Consider the following 19,003-nt stretch of genomic DNA (forward strand, 5'->3'; position numbering starts at 1 on the left):
AGGTTGTCGGAGTCGAACATGAAAGACTGGCTGGACGAGATCAAATGGGACAACGACGGCCTGGTGCCGGCGATTGCCCAGGACCACAAGACCGGGCGCGTGCTGATGATGGCCTGGATGAACCGCGAGGCATTGAGCCTGACTGCCGCCGAGAACCGTGCCATTTACTGGTCACGTTCCCGTGGCAAGCTGTGGCGCAAGGGCGAAGAGTCCGGCCACGTGCAAAAGCTGCATGAAATGCGCCTGGACTGCGATGCCGATGTGATCATCCTGATGGTCGAACAAATCGGTGATATCGCCTGCCATACCGGTCGCCAGAGCTGCTTCTACCGCGTGTACGAAAACGCTGAGTGGAAAACCGTCGACCCGGTGCTCAAAGATCCGCACGCCATTTACCACGCAGGGCACTCCCATGACTGACACCTTGAGCCGCGTAGCCCAAGTGCTCGAAGCACGCAAAGGCGCAACTCCCGACAGCTCCTATGTCGCCAGCCTGTACCACAAGGGCCTGAACAAGATTCTGGAAAAAGTCGGCGAAGAGTCGATCGAAACCATCATCGCCGCCAAAGACGCCGCCATCAGCGGTGATTGCAGCGATGTTATCTACGAAACAGCCGATCTATGGTTCCATAGCATGATCATGCTGGCCCAGTTGGGGCAGCATCCTCAGGCAGTACTGGATGAACTGGAGCGGCGTATCGGCACCTCCGGCCACGTGGAAAAAGCCTCCCGGCCGTCCGCCTAAATCACTTTTGCTAAGGAACACATCATGGGCATTTTTGACTGGAAACACTGGATCGTCATTCTGGTAGTCGTAGTCCTGGTCTTCGGCACCAAAAAACTGAAAAATCTGGGCACCGATGTCGGCGAATCGATCAAAGGCTTTCGCAAGGCCATGAACGACGACGAAAAACCTGCCGAGCCCGTGGTTCCGCCTGCGCAGCCAACTGCTGCACCACAACCACACACCACTTCGACCCTGAACGAGCCGCACACCATTGACGTGCAGGCACAAAAAGTCGAAGAGCCGACCCGCAAAGACGTGTGAGCCAAAACTAATGTTCGGTATCAGCTTCAGTGAACTGCTGCTCGTTGGCCTTGTGGCCCTGCTGGTGCTCGGCCCCGAGCGACTGCCAGGTGCTGCGCGCACGGCGGGCCTGTGGATCGGGCGCTTGAAACGCAGTTTCAATGCGATCAAACAGGAAGTTGAACGTGAAATCGGCGCCGACGAAATACGTCGGCAGCTGCACAACGAACATATCCTGTCGATGGAAGAGGAAGCCAAGAAGATCCTGGCCCCTCTGCAGGACGCCGTGAAGCCGCTGACCCCGACCGAGCCAACAGTTGCGCCTGTCGAGCCTGCGAACACTGCCCCCGTTAGCCTGAGCAAAGACCCTGCGCCTCAACCGGCAGCGCCACACGACCCTACCCTGCCACCGCGAGCCCCTTAAGCGCATGAGCGATAAGCCTGATCACGACCAGCCAATGCCGCTGGTTTCGCATCTCACCGAGCTGCGCACCCGCCTGTTGCGCTGCATCGCGGCGATTTTCATCATCTTTGCCGGGTTGTTCGCCTTTACCCAGCAAATCTACACCCTGGTCTCCACGCCGTTGCGTGAATACCTGCCGGTAGGCGCGACGATGATCGCCACCGACGTGGCCTCGCCGTTCCTCACGCCCCTCAAGCTGACCATGATGGTCTCGCTGTTTATTGCAATTCCGGTAATCCTGCACCAGATCTGGGGGTTTATCGCTCCTGGTCTGTACAAGCACGAGAAGCGCATAGCCGTGCCGCTGCTGGTCTCCAGCATCTTCCTGTTTTACGCAGGCATGGCCTTCGCCTACTTCCTGGTGTTCCCGCTGGTGTTCAAGTTCTTCGCCGCTGCTACCCCGGAAGGCGTCGCAATGATGACCGATATCAGCAGCTACCTTGATTTCGTCATGACCCTGTTTTTTGCCTTTGGCGTGGCCTTTGAAATCCCGGTGGCCGTGGTATTGCTCGTCTGGATTGGCATCGTCGACGTCAAATACCTGCGCAAGATTCGCCCGTACGTGATCATCGGCTGCTTCGTAGTCGGCATGATCCTGACTCCGCCCGACATCTTCTCGCAAACCTTGCTCGCCATCCCGATGTGGATGCTGTTTGAAATCGGCATTATTTTTGGCAGTTTGGTCAGCAAGAACAAACGCGGCGAACACCCGGACGAACAATCGGCTGACAACGACGCCCAACCGCCAGCGCCACAAGCGTGAACCTGCTGCTCCTCGAAGAGGCTGATTTCATTGCCGCCGACCGCGTGATCCTGCGCGATCGGCGCCTGACTCACATGCAGGAAGTTCACCGTGCCGTCGTCGGCGACAGCCTGCGCGTCGGTCGGATTGGCGGGTTGATGGGCAGCGCCGAGCTGGTGCGCCTTGAAGCACAAGAAGCCGAGCTGGTTATCCACAGCCTGGACCAGCCGCCACCGGCCAAACTGCCACTGACCCTGTTGCTGGCCTTGCCGCGCCCAAAAATGCTGCGCCGCGTGCTACAAACCGTGGCCTCGATGGGCGTGCCGAAGGTCATTCTGGTCAACAGTTACCGGGTAGAGAAAAGCTTCTGGCAGACCCCGTTTCTGGAACCCGAAGCCATTCGTGAACAATTGATTCTGGGCCTGGAGCAATCACGCGACAGCGTACTGCCTGAGATCGTCATCGAAAAACGCTTCAAGCCGTTTGTCGAAGACCGCCTGCCTGCGCTGGTCGAAGGCACCCTGGGCCTGGTCGGTCATCCGGGCGATTACCCGGCCTGCCCGCGCGGGCTGGACGAAGCGGTCACACTGGCCATCGGCCCGGAAGGTGGCTGGATCCCTTACGAAATCGATTTGCTGGCCAAGTCAGGCTTGCAGCCGGTGCAACTGGGCGCGCGCATCCTGCGGGTCGAAACCGCCGTCACCGCCCTTCTCGCCCGATTGTTCTGACCTCCCCAAACCTGTAGCCGCTGGCGCAGGCTGCGATAAGGTCCGCAGGACCTTCGCTTCTCGCCTGAAAATCAGGGTCGCTCCGCGCGCCCATCGCAGCCTGCGCCAGCGGCTACAGGTTCTTGACGTTCGTCACACATTCAACCTGCGCACTTCAGTTATCCCCCTGCGCGCCGATGCCCTGATAACCCATGAAGACCGTTACGTAACTCGGTCAATAAAGGAGTATCACCATGTTCCATCGGCTGGCCCAACGGCTCGGCAATATAAGCGTCAATCGTAAACTCAGTCTGGGCTTCGGGCTGGTGCTGATGCTGACCTTGCTGATCACCGCAACGGGCTGGAATGGTCTGGTGTCCGTCATCGACCAGGGTGACAAGCTGGCCAATATTTCGAAAATCATCGGCCTGACCAAAGACCTGCGTATTGCCCGCCTTGAATATGAACGCCAACCCGGCGAAAACACCCTAGCCGAAGTCACTCACCAACTGAGCGAACTGGACAACGGCCTGGAGCGAGCACGCAAACAGCTGGTAGCTCCCGACGAGCTGACACTGGTCGAACAGCAACTCAACGCCGTGGCCGAGTACAAACGCGCCTTCGCCGACCTGATTCAAGGCACTCAAGCCAGTGAACAAGCCATTGAGCGCATGCACCGCCAGGGCACTGTCCTGATCGAGCAGAGCCAAAAACTCTCGGCTCTGCAAACAGCCAAGCGCGACGCTGACAGCCGGCAGGCCACCACCCTGCTGATCGGCTGTACGTTGCTGGCACTGGTACTGGGCATCATTGCGGCCTGGGCCATTACTCGCCAGATCGTTATCCCGCTGCAACGCACGCTGAAAACCGTTGAGCGAATCGCGGCAGGCGACCTGACCCACGACCATCAAACCGACCGTCGCGACGAACTGGGGCAGCTACAGCAAGCCATACAACGGATGACCGCAGGCCTGCGCGAGTTGATTGGCGGAATCAGTGACGGCGTGACGCAAATCGCCAGCGCCGCCGAAGAACTCTCGGCGGTCACCGAGCAGACCAGTGCCGGGGTCAACAGTCAGAAAGTCGAGACAGATCAGGTCGCCACCGCCATGCATGAAATGGCGGCGACCGTACAGGAAGTGGCGCGCAACGCCGAAGAAGCCTCTGAAGCTGCAATTGCTGCCGACCAGCAGGCCCGCGAAGGCGACAGCGTGGTTGCGCAGGCCATCGCCCAGATCGAGAAGCTGGCGATTGAGGTCGGCCATTCCACCGATGCCATGGGCCATCTCAAGCGTGAAAGCGACAAAATTGGCAGCGTGCTCGACGTGATCAAGTCCGTTGCCCAGCAAACCAACCTGCTGGCGCTGAACGCTGCCATCGAAGCTGCACGGGCTGGAGAAGCCGGTCGCGGGTTTGCGGTGGTGGCCGACGAAGTACGCAGCCTGGCGCAGCGCACGCAAAAATCCACGGAAGAGATCGAAGAGCTGATTGCCGGCCTGCAAAGCGGCACTCAGCAGGTGTCCAGCAGTATGGACAACAGTCGCGCCCTGACGGACAACAGCGTTGAACTGACCCGCCGCGCAGGCGAGTCACTGGGCAACATCACCCGTACAGTGTCGACCATTCAGGGCATGAACCAACAGATTGCAGCGGCTGCCGAACAGCAGAGCGCGGTGGCAGAAGAGATCAACCGCAGCGTGTTGAATGTGCGAGATGTCTCAGAGCAAACCGCCGCCGCCAGTGAAGAAACGGCGGCCTCCAGCGTTGAGCTGGCGCGCCTGGGTACACATTTGCAGACGTTGGTGGGGCGGTTTAAGGTTTAACAGCAGCTGCAAGTGGCAAGTTCAGAGCAGAAGCAGATCTGCTTCTGCTTCTGCTTGTAGCTGCCGTCAAAGCACCTGGCGCAAAAACGCCTGGGCACGCAGGTCTTTAGGCGAGTTGAAGAAGTCTTCCGGGGCGGAGTCTTCCAGCAGTTTGCCGTGGTCGAAGAACAGCACGCGGTTCGCCACTTCGCGGGCAAAGCCCATTTCGTGGGTCACGCAGACCATGGTCATGCCTTCGCGGGCCAGGGTCTTCATCACGTCCAGGACTTCGCCGACCATTTCCGGGTCCAGCGCCGAAGTGGGCTCGTCAAACAGCATCACCTTGGGCTCCATCGCCAGCGCACGGGCAATCGCCACGCGCTGTTGCTGACCGCCCGAGAGGCGCGACGGGTACTCGTTGGCCTTCTGCCCGATACCGACCTTCTCCAGCAACGCCCGGGCCTTGGCTTCGCGCTCGGCCTTGCCACGCTTGCGTACCACCTTCTGCGCCAGGCACAGATTTTCCAGTACGGTCATGTGCGGGAACAGGTTGAAATGCTGAAACACCATGCCGACTTCACGCCGATAGGCGTTCACATCGGTTTTGGGGTTGGCCAGATCCAGGCCGTCGATGCTGACCGAACCTGAGTCGAAATCTTCCAAGCCGTTAAGGCAGCGCAGAAAGGTCGACTTGCCAGAGCCCGAGGGGCCGATCACCACCAGTACTTCGCCCTGGGCGACAGTGGTGCTGACGTTGTCCACGGCGCGAACAATATGCCCGCGGGTGTCGAAGACTTTTACCAGTTCGCGAACTTCAATCACTTTGCGCGAGCCTCCGCTCAAGCCGGCTGGCGAAATGCGACAGCGGCAGGTTGATCAACAGGTACAGGCCCGCTACGCAGAACAGTATCTCGAACGGCGAAAACGAGGTGGTGATGACTTCACGGCCGCTCTTGAGCAACTCGGTAATCGCAATCACCGACACCAGCGAGGTGTCCTTGACCAGGCTGATAAATTGCCCGGCCAACGGCGGCAGTACACGCTTGAACGCTTGCGGCAGCACCACATGGCGCATCGACTGGCTGCTGTTTAGGCCCAGCGAGCGAGCCGCTTCGTTTTGCCCGCGAGCGATGGACTGCACACCCGAACGAATGATTTCAGCCACGTACGCACCGGTGAACAACGACAGCGCGGCAATACCGGCAAATTCGCGGGACAGGTTGAGTACAGTGCCGATGAAGAAGTAGAAGATGAAAATCTGTACCAGCAGCGGCGTGCCGCGCACCAGTTCGACGTACAGGGTCGAGAGATCGCGCAGGGTCGGGTTATTCGACAGTCGGCACAGGCCCGTGGCCAGCCCGATGATCAAACCCAGTACGCCTGACACCAACGACAGCCAAACCGTGGTCCACAAGCCCCAGAGCAGCGGCCCGGCGGCCCAATGGCGGTTAACACCAATCACATCGCCTTCAGCAACATCATCGCCTTCAGCCAACTGCAGGCTGTTGTCGGCGACAGTCACGCGTTGCTCTTTGCCATCTTCGCCACGCAGTACGACTTCGGCAGTATCGCCTTTGCGCACCAACTCAATCACGGTCGAGGCTTCAGTCGCCCGCTGGGCTTCTTCGGCTTGATAGGCGAAGTACTGCGGGACGCGGTTCCAGCGCCATTCGTAAGACATCAGCGAGGTGGCGTAATACAGCGCACCCGCCAGACCGATGAGCACCAGCACGGTCAATACGTGCCAGGGCCACTGGACTTTTTTTTGTTTGATCACTTTGATATTTCCGTAGAGAGCAGCGCAGACAGCGTGTGTAGCCGCTGCCGAAGGCTGCGATGGGCTGCAGGCAACCCCAGAATCTGAAGGCCCTTCGGTCCTTATCGCAGCCTACGGCAGCGGCTACAGGAATCGCGCTTATTCCATGTCTTTGAGCCAAGCGGTGTCTTTGAACCACTTGTCATGGATGCGATCGTAGGTGCCGTCTTCGTGGATCTGGTGCAGGAAGTTATTGATGAAGTTGATGCTGTCGTAGTCGCCTTTCTTCAGACCAAAGGCCAAAGGCTCGTAGGTGAACGGCTGGTCGAGGAACACCAGTTTGCCGTTACCGAACTTGTTTACTGCAACAACGTTGTACGGCGCATCGTAAACAAAGGCATCAGCCTTGCCGTTTACCACGTCCAGCACACCTTCTGGCTCGTTGTCATAGCCGTGGTACTGGGCTTTGGACATCAGTTTGCGGGCGATCATTTCACCCGTGGTGCCGATTTTCGAGGTCAGGCGGTATTGTGGGTCGTTGAGGTCTTTGTAGGACTTGATCTTGTCTTCCAGCTCTTTGCGGATGAGCAGGGTTTGGCCCACAACGATGAAGGGTTCGCTGAAGTTCAGGCGCAGGTTGCGTTCCTGGGTCAGGGTCATGCCGCTGCCGATCATGTCGAACTTGTTGGTCATCAGGGCCGGGATGATGCCGTCATAGCCAGTGGAAACCAGCTCCAGCTTGACGCCCATGGACTTGGCCATGGCTTTGAGCAGGTCAACTTCGAAGCCAATGATCTGGCCGCGCTTGTTGGTCATTTCAAATGGCATGTAGGTTGGGTCCATGCCCACCTTCAAGGTGCCGCGCTTGACCGCGTCATCAATTGCGCCCGCATGGGCTGCGCTGATCGCCAGTACCGCAGTGACGCCGACCAGCAGTTTCGATAGAAACTTCTTCATCATCAACTCCCCTCAACCTACTCAATTAAGGTGTTGGCCAACGGCGGGCTCGATTCAAAAAGCCAATACAGCCGGGCACTCACCCATTCGGAAACGGATGCTAACTCACAGAAGGGTTGTGACACGAGTTTTGCGAGAGAAAAGAAGCAGACCCTGTAGCCGCTGCCGAAGGCTGCGATAAGGTCCGCATCCTGGGGCCGCTTCGCAGCCCATCGCAGCCTTCGGCAGCGGCTATAAAGCAGAAACCCCACCGAAGTGGGGTTTCTTTTAGATCAGGCTGAAGGCTGCAATGGCAACAACGGGGCATGCGGGTCGGCAGCAACCGACTCACGCCAGGCGTTCAACCAGTCTTCATGACCCTCGTTCCACACCAGAGCGTGCAAGCGCGCCAGGGCAACAGGGTCGCTCAGCAATGCCATACGCTCGTTGTTGGTGACGCCCTGAGGACCGACTTTCAGCGCGTGACGCACACGTTCGGTGCGCAGCCATTCAATCGGCTCGGCTTCACGGTGACGCGACGTCGCCAACGCACAGGCCAACGCGTTCTGTTGCGGATCAACCACGGCCCGCACAAAACCGTCATGCAGTGCATGGTAGCGGTTCTCGTGGGTGTATTCGGCGGTGGCCGACAATTCGCGCGGCGGTGCGTATTCCTCGGGAATCAGGAACAGGCTTTCGTCGCGAGTCTTGAGGCCCAGCTTGACCCGGCTGGAGATCACCGAAACCGGGATCGACAGCATCAGTGAACCGACAATCGGCACCAGCCACCACAGGAAGCTCGGGTTCAACCACAGCACCAACGCAGCCCAGGCCGCACCCAGCAGGGTTTGCGGGCCATGACGGCGCACAGCTTCACTCCACGGCGTGGAGTCGTCGTCACGCTGTGGCGAGTTCCAGGTCGCAGCCCAGCCCAGGAACGCAGCCAGTACGAAGCGGGTGTGAAAGATCATGCGCACCGGCGCCAGCAGCATGGAGAACAGCATCTCCAGCAACATCGACAGTGTGACCTTGAACTTGCCACCGAACTCTTTTGCGCCCTTGGCCCAGATCAGAATGATGCTCAGCAGTTTAGGCAGGAACAACAGCACGATCGTGGTCGAGAACAACGCCACAGCCTTGTCCGGGTGCCATTGAGGCCACAGCGGGTACAGCTGGCGCGGTTCCATGAAGTACTGCGGTTCCATCAGCGTGTTGACCGCCAGCAAGGCCGTCGACAGCAGCAGGAAGAAGAACCACAGCGGTGCTGACAGGTACGACATCACGCCCGTGAGGAACACCGCACGGTGTACCGGGTGCATGCCCTTGACCAGAAACAGGCGGAAGTTCATCAGGTTACCGTGGCACCAACGACGGTCACGCTTGAGTTCGTCCAGCAGGTTAGGCGGCAATTCTTCGTAGCTGCCCGGCAGATCGTAGGCAATCCACACGCCCCAACCGGCACGGCGCATCAACGCGGCTTCAACGAAGTCGTGAGACAGGATCGCGCCCGCAAATGCCCCTTTGCCCGGCAACGGCGCCAGGGCGCAGTGCTCGATAAACGGTTTCATGCGGATGATGGCGTTGTGGCCCCAGTAGTGGGATTCGCCCAACTGCCAGAAGTGCAGACCGGCTGTAAACAGCGGCCCGTACACACGGGTGGCGAACTGCTGCATGCGCGCATACAGAGTGTCCATGCCCGACGCACGTGGCGCGGTCTGGATGATACCGGCGTCTGGCGTGGCTTCCATCAAGCGCACCAGGCTGGTCAGGCATTCGCCGCTCATCACGCTGTCGGCGTCGAGTACCACCATGTACTTGTAATCGCCGCCCCAGCGACGGCAGAAGTCGTCGAGGTTGCCGCTCTTGCGCTTCACACGACGACGGCGACGACGATAGAAAATCCGCCCGAAGCCTTCTGTTTCGCGGCACACATCCAGCCAGGCCTGTTGCTCGGCGACACAAATATCAGGGTCGTTACTGTCGCTGAGGATAAAGAAGTCGAAGCGATCCAGATCACCCGTAGCCGCTACCGATTCGTAGGTCGCCCGCAAGCCCGCAAATACACGGGTGACGTCTTCGTTACAGATCGGCATTACCAGCGCAGTACGTGCCTGCTCAGGGATTGGCTCATTACCGGCGCTTTTGCCGGAAATACGGTACTTGTCGTGCCCGGTCAACAGTTCCAGAAAGCCCATCAAGGCGGTCCAGAAACCTGCCGATACCCAGCAGAACAAAATCCCGAACAGGATCAGGATGCTGGTTTGCAGTGCATACGGCAGCACTTGCTGCGCTGTCTGCATCAGCGGTTGATGCAGCACTTCTTCAAGGTCAACAAACGCCCAGCCCTGGTACGGCATGATGCCTTTCATGTACCAGCCAGCGACGATGGTTTGGCCAAGCATCAAAACCAGCAGGATGTAACGGCGGATCGAACCCACCGTACGCCAGCGGGCCTTGGGCAAGACGCGCTCGTCGATTTTCGGCGCAGGCGGATTGCTGCGCCCGGTCAGACGCCGCCAGCCACGAACCAGAATGTTGGTACGCCACGGCTCGGGCACCACTTTGGTGCGACGGATCGGTGGCGTGGCCTTGAGCATCACCCGGCCACTGGCATCGAGGGCGAGCATTTCTGCGTCCTCAAGTTCAGTCGCCGAAGTCAGGTTCAGACGCGTGCCAACCGAGGCCTGTGCGGCCTCGCTGGCATCAACATCGGTCTGCGCCGACAAGCGTGCATGCAACTCGTCGAACGAGGTGCAGCTCGCCAGTTCGGCGCGCTGCTCATCGCTCAGAGGCAAATGCGCCAGGTACTCGCTGAGCGAGGCCGGTTGGGGGTGAGCATTACTCATCGGCGGGCAACTGGTAGCTCCAGGTCTCGGTCAACACTTTTTCAGTCTTCACCGGTTCTGGAGTGGCTGGGGTTGCGTCAGCCGCAGGAGCCTTGGCGTCCTTGGCTGCGTGTTCTTTCTTCTCTTGTGCCTTGGCCGCAGCTTTTTCAGCTTTGGTCAAAGGCGCTGCCGGTTTGGCCGCCGGTGCATGCTCAACATCCTGAACCAGCGAAGCTCGCATTTCCGTGGACTTGCTCGGATCCTTGATTTTCATCCGCAGGGTCAAGCGCCAGCCCTTGGTTTCAGGGTTGTAACGCACGCTGTTTTCAACCAGCTCGGCATTGTCCCCGACACTGACCTGGCTGCGCACAGCGGCATCTTCAGGTAAGGCCTTGAGCGACGGGCCTTCGAAGTCGACCAGGTAGGCGACGCTGCCGTCAGGCTGGCGGATCAGGTTCGATTGCTTGACGTCACCGGTCGAACGCAGGGTCTGTTTGACCCAGGCGCTGTCAGTCGGGTGCAGGGCCGCTTCGTCCATGGTCCAGTGCAGGCGGTAGGCGAAATCAAATGGCTTGAGTGGCTCTGGCAGAGTGGCCGGGCTCCAAAACGCAACGATGTTGTCGTTGGTTTCGTCAGCGGTAGGAATTTCTACCAGGTCAACCGAGCCTTTGCCCCAATCACCCTGCGGTTCGATCCAGGCGCTTGGGCGCTTGTCGTAGTTGTCGTCAAGGTCTTCATAGTGGCTGAAGTCGCGGCCACGTTGCAGCAAGCCGAAGCCACGCGGGTTTTCAACCGAGAAGTTGCTAACCGACAAGTGTTTCGGGTTGTTCAGCGGACGCCAGATCCACTCGCCGTTGCCAGCATGAATGGCCAGGCCCGACGAATCGTGCAGCTCGCGACGGTAGTTGAGGACTTTGGACGGTTGGTTAGCGCCGAACAGGTACATGCTGGTCAGCGGAGCAATGCCCAGCTTGCCAACCTTGTCGCGCAGGAACATTTGCGCTTTGACATCCACTACCGTGTCCACGCCCGGGCGCAGGGTAAAGCGGTAAGCACCGGTAGCCCGTGGCGAATCCAGCAAGGCGAAGATCACCAAGTGCTTGTCATTAGGCTTGGGCTTTTCGATCCAGAACTCGGTGAAGCGCGGAAACTCTTCGCCCGACGGCAATGCAGTGTCGATCGCCATACCACGGGCAGACAGGCCATAGATCTGGCCCTTGCCCACAACGCGGAAGTAACTCGCGCCCAGCATGGTCATGATTTCGTCCTGCTTATCCGCCTTGTTGATTGGATACAGCACGCGGAAACCGGCCCAACCGAGGTTTTCGGTCGCTTTAGGGTCGAACTTGACGTCGCCGAAATCGAAACGACTGGAGTCGTACTTGATCTCTTCAACCTTGGTGGCGGTCACTTCATTGATTTTCACCGGCGTGTCGAAATGCATGCCTTGGTGATAAAAGGACAATTTGAACGGGGTTTTATCGCCCGCCCACTCAGCCTTTTCACGCTTGAACTGAATCTTCTGATAATCCGCGAACTTCATGTCGCGGAATTCATTTGGCAAATTGCTGCGCGGCGCTTGGTACTTCTGCTCGGCGAGGGTTTTAGCCTCAGCCGCCACGTCATCCAGACTGAATGCCCACAGTTGACCCGCACCGAACAAGCAAAAGAGCGCAGAGCCCGTCACCAGTGCGTTGCGAAACCGCTTGGCAGACATTTTTGGTGCATTTAATGGACTAACAATCACGAGCAAACCTCGCCGAAAACAGATGATGAAACCAACGGCCAGCGATCTAAATGCCAGGTTGGCGAGCACTGTTCCGACAATTGGTAGAGGTTTTAATTCCCCCATCGTGTCGGATTAGTCTCTGTGTAGCGCGGGATTATCTAGTAGCCCGCGTGACAACGCATCTACTGTCAGCAAGTATTTATCGCTAAAACCCCCTGTTTTCGGACGAAAACACGGATTTTCAGTGTTTTAAATATGTAACAGGAATGTCACAGGGCCATCATTGACCAAATGCACCTGCATATCAGCCCCAAAACGCCCTGAGCCGACGATCGGGTGAAGGCGTTTTGCCTCAATCAGCAGGTGATTGAACAGTGCCTCGGCCAATGCTGGAGGCGCTGCTGTGGAGAAGCTGGGGCGCAGGCCACTTTTGGTATCGGCGGCCAGGGTAAATTGCGAAACCAGCAGCAAACCGCCGCCAATATCAGCCAGTGACAGGTTCATTTTGCCTTCGGCATCGCTGAACACCCGGTAGTTGAGCAGCTTGTGCAGCAACTTGGCCGCGCTCGCTTCGGTATCACCAGGTTCGACGGCGACCAGCACCAGCAAGCCCTGGTCGATTGAACCGACAATCTCCCCTGCTACCTCTACCCGCGCGCCCCTGACACGCTGCAACAGGCCCTTCATGCTTCGTCGGGCTGCAAGTTGAGCAGGCTGCGGGCCATTTGCTCGGTGGCGCGCACCAAGGCATCGGTAATACCGGGTTCAGAGGCCACATGCCCGGCCTCGCGGATGATTTGCAGCTCGCTGCCAGGCCAAGCCTGATGCAGCTCCCAGGCGTTATCCAGCGGGCAAATCATGTCGTAGCGGCCATGCACGATCACCGCTGGCAGGTGGGCAATCTTGTACATGTCACGCAGCAACTGATTGGGTTCCAGGAACGCGTTGTTCATGAAGTAGTGGCATTCGATACGGGCAATGGACAAGGCCCGATGCGGGTCGCAAAAACGTTCGACCACTTGCGGGTTGGGCCGCAGGGTTGCAGCACGTCCTTCCCAGGTCGACCAGGCCTTGGCCGCATGCATCTGGGCGATCTGGTCATTGCCTGTCAGGCGCTTGTGAAAAGCGCTCATCAGATCGTGACGCTCTTCCTGCGGGATAGGTGCTATGTATTCCTGCCAGTAATCCGGGAAAATCCGGCTGGCACCTGCCTGATAGAACCACTCGATTTCTTGAGGACGTGCCAGAAAGATCCCACGCAGAATCAGTCCATGTACCCGGTCCGGGTGGCTTTGCGCGTACGCCAGTGACAGGGTCGAGCCCCAGGAACCACCAAACAACACCCACTTGTCGACACCTAGGTACAGACGAATCCGTTCCATGTCGGCGACCAGATCCCACGTGGTGTTGCTGTCCAGGCTGGCATGCGGCGTCGAACGCCCGCAACCGCGCTGATCAAACGTAATGATGCGGTACAGGCCCGGATCAAAATAGCAGCGACTGTTGGCATCGCAGCCCGAACCTGGCCCGCCGTGGACAAAAACCACAGGCAAGCCATCCGGCGAACCGCTCTCGTCAACGTAAAGCACATGCGGCCCATCAACCGCCAGCTCATGCCGGGCGTAGGGTTTGATCTGCGGGAACAAGGTCTGCATTACGCACTCCGAGAGAGGGGCTGAAAAATGTTGCCGTCTGGCATCATAAACCCGAATGGGTGCAAGGAGCATGTCCTTAAAAAGGCTGTGGTTGAATATCTGGCAACTGCATAAATCCTGTGGGAGCGGGCTTGCTCGCGATTGCATCGATGCGGTCTAACCGTAAGACCGAGTAGTCCGCATCGCGAGCAAGCCCGCTCCCACAAAATCAAAATCAACCCCTGGAATAACGCTGCTGCCCCCACTCGATAATCCGCGCCAGTAATTGCTTGAGCACCACTTGGGTTGGTGCGGCCAGGTCTTCGCGGTAGTTGAACGGCTCGAACTCTTCCATATAGGTGCACTGCGCCAGTTCCAGCTGCACGGCGTGGATGTTGTCGGCCGGGCTGCCGTAATGGCGGGTGATATGACCCCCCTTGAAGCGCCCGTTCAACACATGGCTATAGGTCGGATGCTCGGCACAGATCGCTTCCAGATCGCGGGCCAGTAACGGGTCGCAGCTGGCGCCATTGAAGGTGCCCAGATTGAAGTCCGGCAAACGCCCGTCAAACAGGTGCGGCACGCAAGAGCGAATGGAGTGCGCATCAAACAGCAGCGCATAGCCAAATTCGTCCTTGAGCCGTTTGAGTTCCTGTTGCAGGGTCTGGTGGTAGGGTTTCCAGATCTGCTCCAGGTAGGTGGCGCGCTCTTGTGCCGTAGGCACCTGCCCTTCGCGAAACAGTGGCACGCCATCAAACAGCGTGGCCGGAAACAGCCCTGTGGTTGCACCCACATACATCGGCGCATCGTCTTCGGGGCGATTAAGGTCAATCACAAAACGCGAATATTCAGCCGCCAGGGTGCTGGCGCCCATCTCGTTGGCAAAATCATAAAGCTGCGGGATATGCCAGTCGGTGTCCGGCAGGCTTTGCGCTTCGGGGATCAGCCCGGCCTTCACCGCAGGTGTCAGTTTCAAGCCAGCGTGGGGCATGCTGATCAGCAATGGCACGCGGCCTTGTTTAAATGTCAGTACCTTATCCACAAGCTTTTCTCCTAAAGCGCTACATCAACGCCGTTGCGCACGACGCGTTTATCCAGATCACCGCCCAGCCAGTAGGCCAGGTCTGCGGGACGATCAATGTTCCAGGCCACAAAGTCGGCCACCTTGCCGGGCTCCAGCGAGCCGTGGGTCTCGCCCATGCCCAACGCCGTAGCCGCATGCTGAGTGACACCGGCCAGGGCTTCTTCGGGGGTCATGCGGAACAGGGTGCAGGCCATGTTCAGCATCAGGCGCAACGACAACCCCGGCGACGTGCCCGGATTGAGGTCGCTGGCGATGGCGATTTTCACCCCGTGCTTGCGCAGGGCCTCCATCGGCGGCAGCTGGGTTTCACGCAAAAAGTAAAACGCACCGGGCAGCAGCACAGCCACGGTTCCGGATTCGGCCATGGCAATCGCATCTTCTTCAGTCATGAACTCCAGATGATCCGCAGACAACGCCTGATAACGCGCCGCCAGGCTGGAGCCATGCAACGAGGACAACTGCTCGGCGTGCAATTTGACCGGCAGGCCCAGTTGCTGCGCCACTTTGAATACCCGTTCAACCTGAGCCGGAGAAAACGCCAGGTACTCGCAGAACGCATCCACTGCATCCACCAGCCCTTCAGCTGCCAGCGCTGGCAGCATTTCGTTGCAGATATGCTCGATATAGTCGTCGGCGCGGTCCTTGTACTCCGGCGGCAAAGCATGGGCCGCCAGGCAGGTGCTGCGCACCGTGACCGGCAACTCGGCCCCTAGACGGCGGATCACCCGCAGAATTTTGCGTTCGCTCTCAAGGCTCAGGCCGTAACCGGACTTGATCTCGACACTGGTGACGCCATCACGCAGCAAGCACAACAAACGCTGACGGGCGCTGGCGAACAATTCCTCTTCGCTGGCAGCACGGGTCGCACGCACGGTGCTGGCGATACCGCCACCGGCAGCGGCAATTTCTGCATAGCTCACACCCTGCAAGCGTTGCTCGAATTCGCCACTGCGATTACCGCCAAACACCGTGTGGGTATGGCAATCGATCAGCCCCGGCGTCACCCACGCCCCTTCCAGGCCATGGGTTTGACCATACTCGCCCGTCGGCAACTGCTGACGCGAACCAATCCACTCAATGTAGCCGTCACGGGTAACGATGGCGGCGTCCTCGATGATCGAGTACATGCCATTAGCCATGGTTGCGACATTGCAGTGTTGCCAAAGGGTTTTCATTGCGTCACTCCGTCAATGATCAAAAACTCAGGAAAGCTCGGGAGCCACTTCAATCGCACGACCCGCAGCCGGCTTTACCCACAATAGATAAGCCACAACCAGGAATACAATCCAGACCGCGCCTACCATCAGTGCCGCCTGGGTCTCAGGGAAGTAACCCAGTACGCCGAAGATAAACACCATAAATGCGATAGCAGCCATTGGCGCATACGGCCAGAACGGCACGGGGAACTTGAGTTCGGCCACTTGCTCTCGGGTCATGGAACGGCGCATGGCCACCTGAGTCACCAAAATCATCAACCACACCCACACCGTGGCGAAGGTGGCAATCGAGGCGATGACCAGGAAGATGTTTTCCGGGATCAAGTAGTTGAGCACTACACCGCCCAACAACGTAGCGCCCATCACCAGTACGGTCATCCACGGCACGCCATGGCGGGAGATTTTGGCAAAGCCTTTAGGTGCCTGCCCTTGCTGTGCCAGACCGTACATCATGCGGCCAGCGCCGAAGATATCGCTGTTGATGGCCGACACTGCCGCCGAGATCACCACGATATTCAGAATGGTGGCTGCAGAACTGATGCCCAGGCTGTCAAAAATCTGCACGAACGGGCTGCCCTGGCTGCCAATCTGGTTCCACGGGTAAATAGCCATCAACACAAACAGCGTCAGCACATAGAACAACAGAATACGCAGCGGCACCGCGTTGATCGCTTTAGGAATCACGCGTTGCGGGTCTTTGGCTTCACCGGCAGTGATGCCGATGATTTCAATGCCGCCGAAGGCAAACATCACCACGGCAAACGAGGCGATCAAGCCGCCCACGCCATTAGGCATAAAGCCACCGAACGACCACAGGTTGCTGACGCCGGTGGCGACAGCGTCAGAGCTGCCGGAAGTGCCGATGCCAAACAGCATGATGCCGAAACCGGCCAGAATCATCGCCACGATGGCGGCAACTTTAAGCAGCGACAGCCAGAATTCCATTTCGCCGAAGACTTTGACGCTGCACAGGTTCAACCCGCCAATCAGCAGCACAATGCCCAAAACCCAGATCCAGCGCGCCACCTCAGGAAACCAGAAACCCATGTAAATGCCGAAGGCCGTGACATCGGCCAGACACACGATGATCATCTCGAAGGCGTAGGTCCAACCCAGAATAAAGCCCGACATAGGGCCCAGGTAGGTGCTGGCGTAATGGCCAAAGGAGCCCGACACCGGGTTGTGCACGGCCATTTCGCCCAGTGCACGCATCACCATAAACACCGCGGCGCCACCAATCAGGTAGGCCAGCAGTACAGCAGGTCCAGCCATTTGAATGGCAGCGGCTGAACCATAAAAAAGACCCGTTCCGATCGCTGAACCCAGCGCCATAAAACGGATGTGGCGAGCGGATAGCCCGCGTTTCAAACCTTGAGTTTGCGTTTGCATTTCGCGTCCTTGATTATTTTTGTCGGCGAAAACAGAGACGCAGAGAGCCCGTAGGCCCTCTGCGTTTTTTTGGATTACAGGCTTGGCAGAACGTGAGCAGGCAGCAGATCGTTCAGGCAACGAGTCGCCAGCAATTGCATGGCAATTTCGATATCCGGAGCGAAGAAGCGGTCTTTCTCATAGTGAGCGACCTTGCTGCGCAGGGTGGTGCGAGCGACTTCAAGCTTGGCCGAGGTTTTCAGGCCATCACGCAGGTCCAGACCCTGGCACGCAGCCAGCCACTCGATTGCCAGTACACCGCGTACGTTTTCAGCCATTTCCCACAGACGCTTGCCAGCAGAAGGAGCCATCGAAACGTGGTCTTCCTGGTTGGCCGAGGTAGGAATGCTGTCAACGCTATGTGGGTGGGACAACGCCTTGTTCTCGCTGGCCAAGGCCGCAGCCGTTACCTGAGCGATCATGAAACCGGAGTTGACGCCGCCATTGGCCACCAGGAACGGCGGCAATTGCGACATGTGCTTGTCCATCATCAACGAGATGCGGCGCTCGCTCAGCGAGCCGATTTCGGCAATCGCCAACGCCATGTTGTCTGCAGCCATCGCTACCGGTTCGGCGTGGAAGTTACCGCCGGAGATCACGTCGCCCTGCTCGGCAAATACCAGCGGGTTATCCGACACCGCGTTGGCTTCAACGCCCAGCACTTCAGCCGCCTGACGGAACTGGGTCAGGCAGGCACCCATCACTTGTGGCTGGCAGCGCAGGGAGTACGGGTCTTGTACCTTGTCGCAGTTCTTGTGCGACTCGGACACTTCGCTGCTGGTACCCAGCAGGTCGCGATAAATCGCAGCAGCGTCGATTTGACCGCGTTGACCGCGAGCAGCATGAATACGTGGATCGAACGGCGAACGCGAACCCAGCACCGCTTCAACCGTCAGGCCGCCGCACGCCATAGCGGCAGCAAACAGGTCTTCGCCTTCAAACAGACCGCGCAGGGCGTAGGCTGTCGATACTTGAGTACCGTTGAGCAGCGCCAGACCTTCTTTGGCAGCCAGAGTCAGCGGTTCAAGACCGGCTTGCTTCAAGGCAGTGACTGCATCGAGCCACTCGCCTTTGTAACGTGCCTTGCCTTCGCCCAACAGCACCAGTGACATATGCGCCAACGGCGCCAGGTCGCCCGACGCGCCCACTGAACCTTTAAGCGGGATGTGCGGGTAAACCTCGGCATTGATCAGCGTGATCAAGGCGTCGATCACTACGCGGCGAATCCCGGAGAAACCACGGCTCAGGCTGTTGACCTTGAGCACCATGATCAGGCGCACCAGATCATCGCTGATCGGCTCGCCGATACCGGCTGCGTGGGACAGCACCAGAGAACGCTGGAGGTTTTCCAGGTCTTCGCTGGCAATTTTTGTCGAAGCCAGCAGACCGAAACCTGTGTTGATGCCGTAGGTGGTGCGGTTTTCGGCAAGGATCTGCTCAACGCACGCCACACTGGCATCGATCTGCGCCGAAGCACTCTCGTCCAGGCTGAGGGTAACCGGCTGCTGATAAATGTCACGCAGTTGGGCAAGGCTCAGTTGGCCGGGGATCAGGTTTAACTCAAGCACGTTAATACTCCTTCACGCGTGTAACCGAAATTATAGAAATCTTTAGCAACCTTGTGGGAGCGAGCCTGCTCGCGAAGGTCGTTCG

The 19,003-nt window shown here is 58.5% G+C and carries 18 protein-coding genes; 7 read left to right on the forward strand and 11 right to left on the reverse strand.

Features of this window, described 5'->3' with window-relative positions; all coding sequences use genetic code 11:
- Positions 1–18: 18 nt before the first annotated feature.
- The 7 genes from hisI (at position 19) to N7D90_RS22835 (ending at position 4,762) form a co-directional block, all read left to right on the forward strand.
- Positions 19–420: a phosphoribosyl-AMP cyclohydrolase gene (gene hisI, locus N7D90_RS22805; RefSeq protein ID WP_261740092.1), complete on the forward strand. Its 402-nt coding sequence runs from the start codon at positions 19–21 to the stop codon at positions 418–420.
- Positions 413–745, forward strand: coding sequence for a phosphoribosyl-ATP diphosphatase (locus N7D90_RS22810; protein WP_016783168.1), 333 nt, complete (start codon positions 413–415; stop codon positions 743–745). The genes hisI and N7D90_RS22810 overlap by 8 nt, the downstream gene beginning before the upstream one ends.
- Before the next feature lie 24 nt (positions 746–769).
- On the forward strand, positions 770–1,048 hold the full coding sequence (locus N7D90_RS22815; RefSeq protein WP_019825245.1) for a twin-arginine translocase TatA/TatE family subunit: 279 nt from the start codon (positions 770–772) through the stop codon (positions 1,046–1,048).
- A gap of 10 nt (positions 1,049–1,058) precedes the next feature.
- The gene (gene tatB, locus N7D90_RS22820; RefSeq protein ID WP_261740093.1) at positions 1,059–1,451 is read left to right on the forward strand and encodes a Sec-independent protein translocase protein TatB; all 393 of its coding nucleotides are present in this window, start codon (positions 1,059–1,061) and stop codon (positions 1,449–1,451) included.
- Positions 1,452–1,455: 4 nt separating this feature from the next.
- Positions 1,456–2,253 (forward strand): twin-arginine translocase subunit TatC, encoded by a 798-nt coding sequence (gene tatC / locus N7D90_RS22825; protein WP_261740094.1) that lies wholly within the window; start codon positions 1,456–1,458, stop codon positions 2,251–2,253.
- Positions 2,250–2,960 (forward strand): 16S rRNA (uracil(1498)-N(3))-methyltransferase, encoded by a 711-nt coding sequence (locus N7D90_RS22830; protein ID WP_261740095.1) that lies wholly within the window; start codon positions 2,250–2,252, stop codon positions 2,958–2,960. Before tatC ends, N7D90_RS22830 begins: the two co-directional genes overlap by 4 nt.
- Positions 2,961–3,193: 233 nt before the next feature.
- Entirely contained in the window at positions 3,194–4,762 is a 1,569-nt protein-coding gene (locus tag N7D90_RS22835) for a methyl-accepting chemotaxis protein (RefSeq protein WP_261740096.1), read from the forward strand.
- Between the two features lie 66 nt (positions 4,763–4,828).
- On the opposite strand, the gene N7D90_RS22840 is transcribed toward N7D90_RS22835, so the two are convergent.
- From N7D90_RS22840 to hutH, 11 genes are all read right to left on the reverse strand, one after another.
- Positions 4,829–5,563 carry an amino acid ABC transporter ATP-binding protein gene (locus N7D90_RS22840; protein WP_261740097.1) on the reverse strand — a complete coding sequence of 245 codons (735 nt, stop codon included), beginning with the start codon at positions 5,561–5,563 and terminating at the stop codon, positions 4,829–4,831.
- Positions 5,556–6,515 carry an amino acid ABC transporter permease gene (locus N7D90_RS22845; protein WP_395247093.1) on the reverse strand — a complete coding sequence of 320 codons (960 nt, stop codon included), beginning with the start codon at positions 6,513–6,515 and terminating at the stop codon, positions 5,556–5,558. The genes N7D90_RS22840 and N7D90_RS22845 overlap by 8 nt, the downstream gene beginning before the upstream one ends.
- Before the next feature lie 141 nt (positions 6,516–6,656).
- Entirely contained in the window at positions 6,657–7,454 is a 798-nt protein-coding gene (locus N7D90_RS22850; protein WP_261740099.1) for a transporter substrate-binding domain-containing protein, read from the reverse strand.
- 272 nt (positions 7,455–7,726) lie between these two features.
- Positions 7,727–10,279 carry a glucans biosynthesis glucosyltransferase MdoH gene (mdoH, locus tag N7D90_RS22855; protein ID WP_261740100.1) on the reverse strand — a complete coding sequence of 851 codons (2,553 nt, stop codon included), beginning with the start codon at positions 10,277–10,279 and terminating at the stop codon, positions 7,727–7,729.
- A complete protein-coding gene (locus tag N7D90_RS22860; RefSeq protein WP_261740101.1) occupies positions 10,272–12,005 on the reverse strand; it encodes a glucan biosynthesis protein G in 1,734 nt (577 codons plus the stop codon). The genes mdoH and N7D90_RS22860 overlap by 8 nt, the downstream gene beginning before the upstream one ends.
- Positions 12,006–12,236: 231 nt before the next feature.
- Positions 12,237–12,674, reverse strand: a complete 438-nt coding sequence (dtd, locus tag N7D90_RS22865; protein ID WP_261740102.1) for a D-aminoacyl-tRNA deacylase — start codon at positions 12,672–12,674, stop codon at positions 12,237–12,239.
- Entirely contained in the window at positions 12,671–13,642 is a 972-nt protein-coding gene (gene pip / locus N7D90_RS22870; RefSeq protein ID WP_261740103.1) for a prolyl aminopeptidase, read from the reverse strand. Before pip ends, dtd begins: the two co-directional genes overlap by 4 nt.
- 214 nt (positions 13,643–13,856) lie before the next feature.
- Positions 13,857–14,663, reverse strand: a complete 807-nt coding sequence (gene hutG, locus N7D90_RS22875; protein ID WP_261740104.1) for an N-formylglutamate deformylase — start codon at positions 14,661–14,663, stop codon at positions 13,857–13,859.
- A gap of 11 nt (positions 14,664–14,674) precedes the next feature.
- Positions 14,675–15,880: an imidazolonepropionase gene (gene hutI / locus N7D90_RS22880; protein WP_261740105.1), complete on the reverse strand. Its 1,206-nt coding sequence runs from the start codon at positions 15,878–15,880 to the stop codon at positions 14,675–14,677.
- A 27-nt stretch (positions 15,881–15,907) separates the two neighbouring features.
- On the reverse strand, positions 15,908–17,311 hold the full coding sequence (locus N7D90_RS22885; protein ID WP_261740106.1) for an amino acid permease: 1,404 nt from the start codon (positions 17,309–17,311) through the stop codon (positions 15,908–15,910).
- A gap of 74 nt (positions 17,312–17,385) precedes the next feature.
- Positions 17,386–18,918, reverse strand: coding sequence for a histidine ammonia-lyase (gene hutH, locus N7D90_RS22890; protein WP_261740107.1), 1,533 nt, complete (start codon positions 18,916–18,918; stop codon positions 17,386–17,388).
- Positions 18,919–19,003 lie beyond the last annotated feature (85 nt).

Source organism: Pseudomonas fragi, assembly GCF_025426255.1.
Taxonomy (GTDB): domain Bacteria; phylum Pseudomonadota; class Gammaproteobacteria; order Pseudomonadales; family Pseudomonadaceae; genus Aquipseudomonas; species Aquipseudomonas kulmbachensis.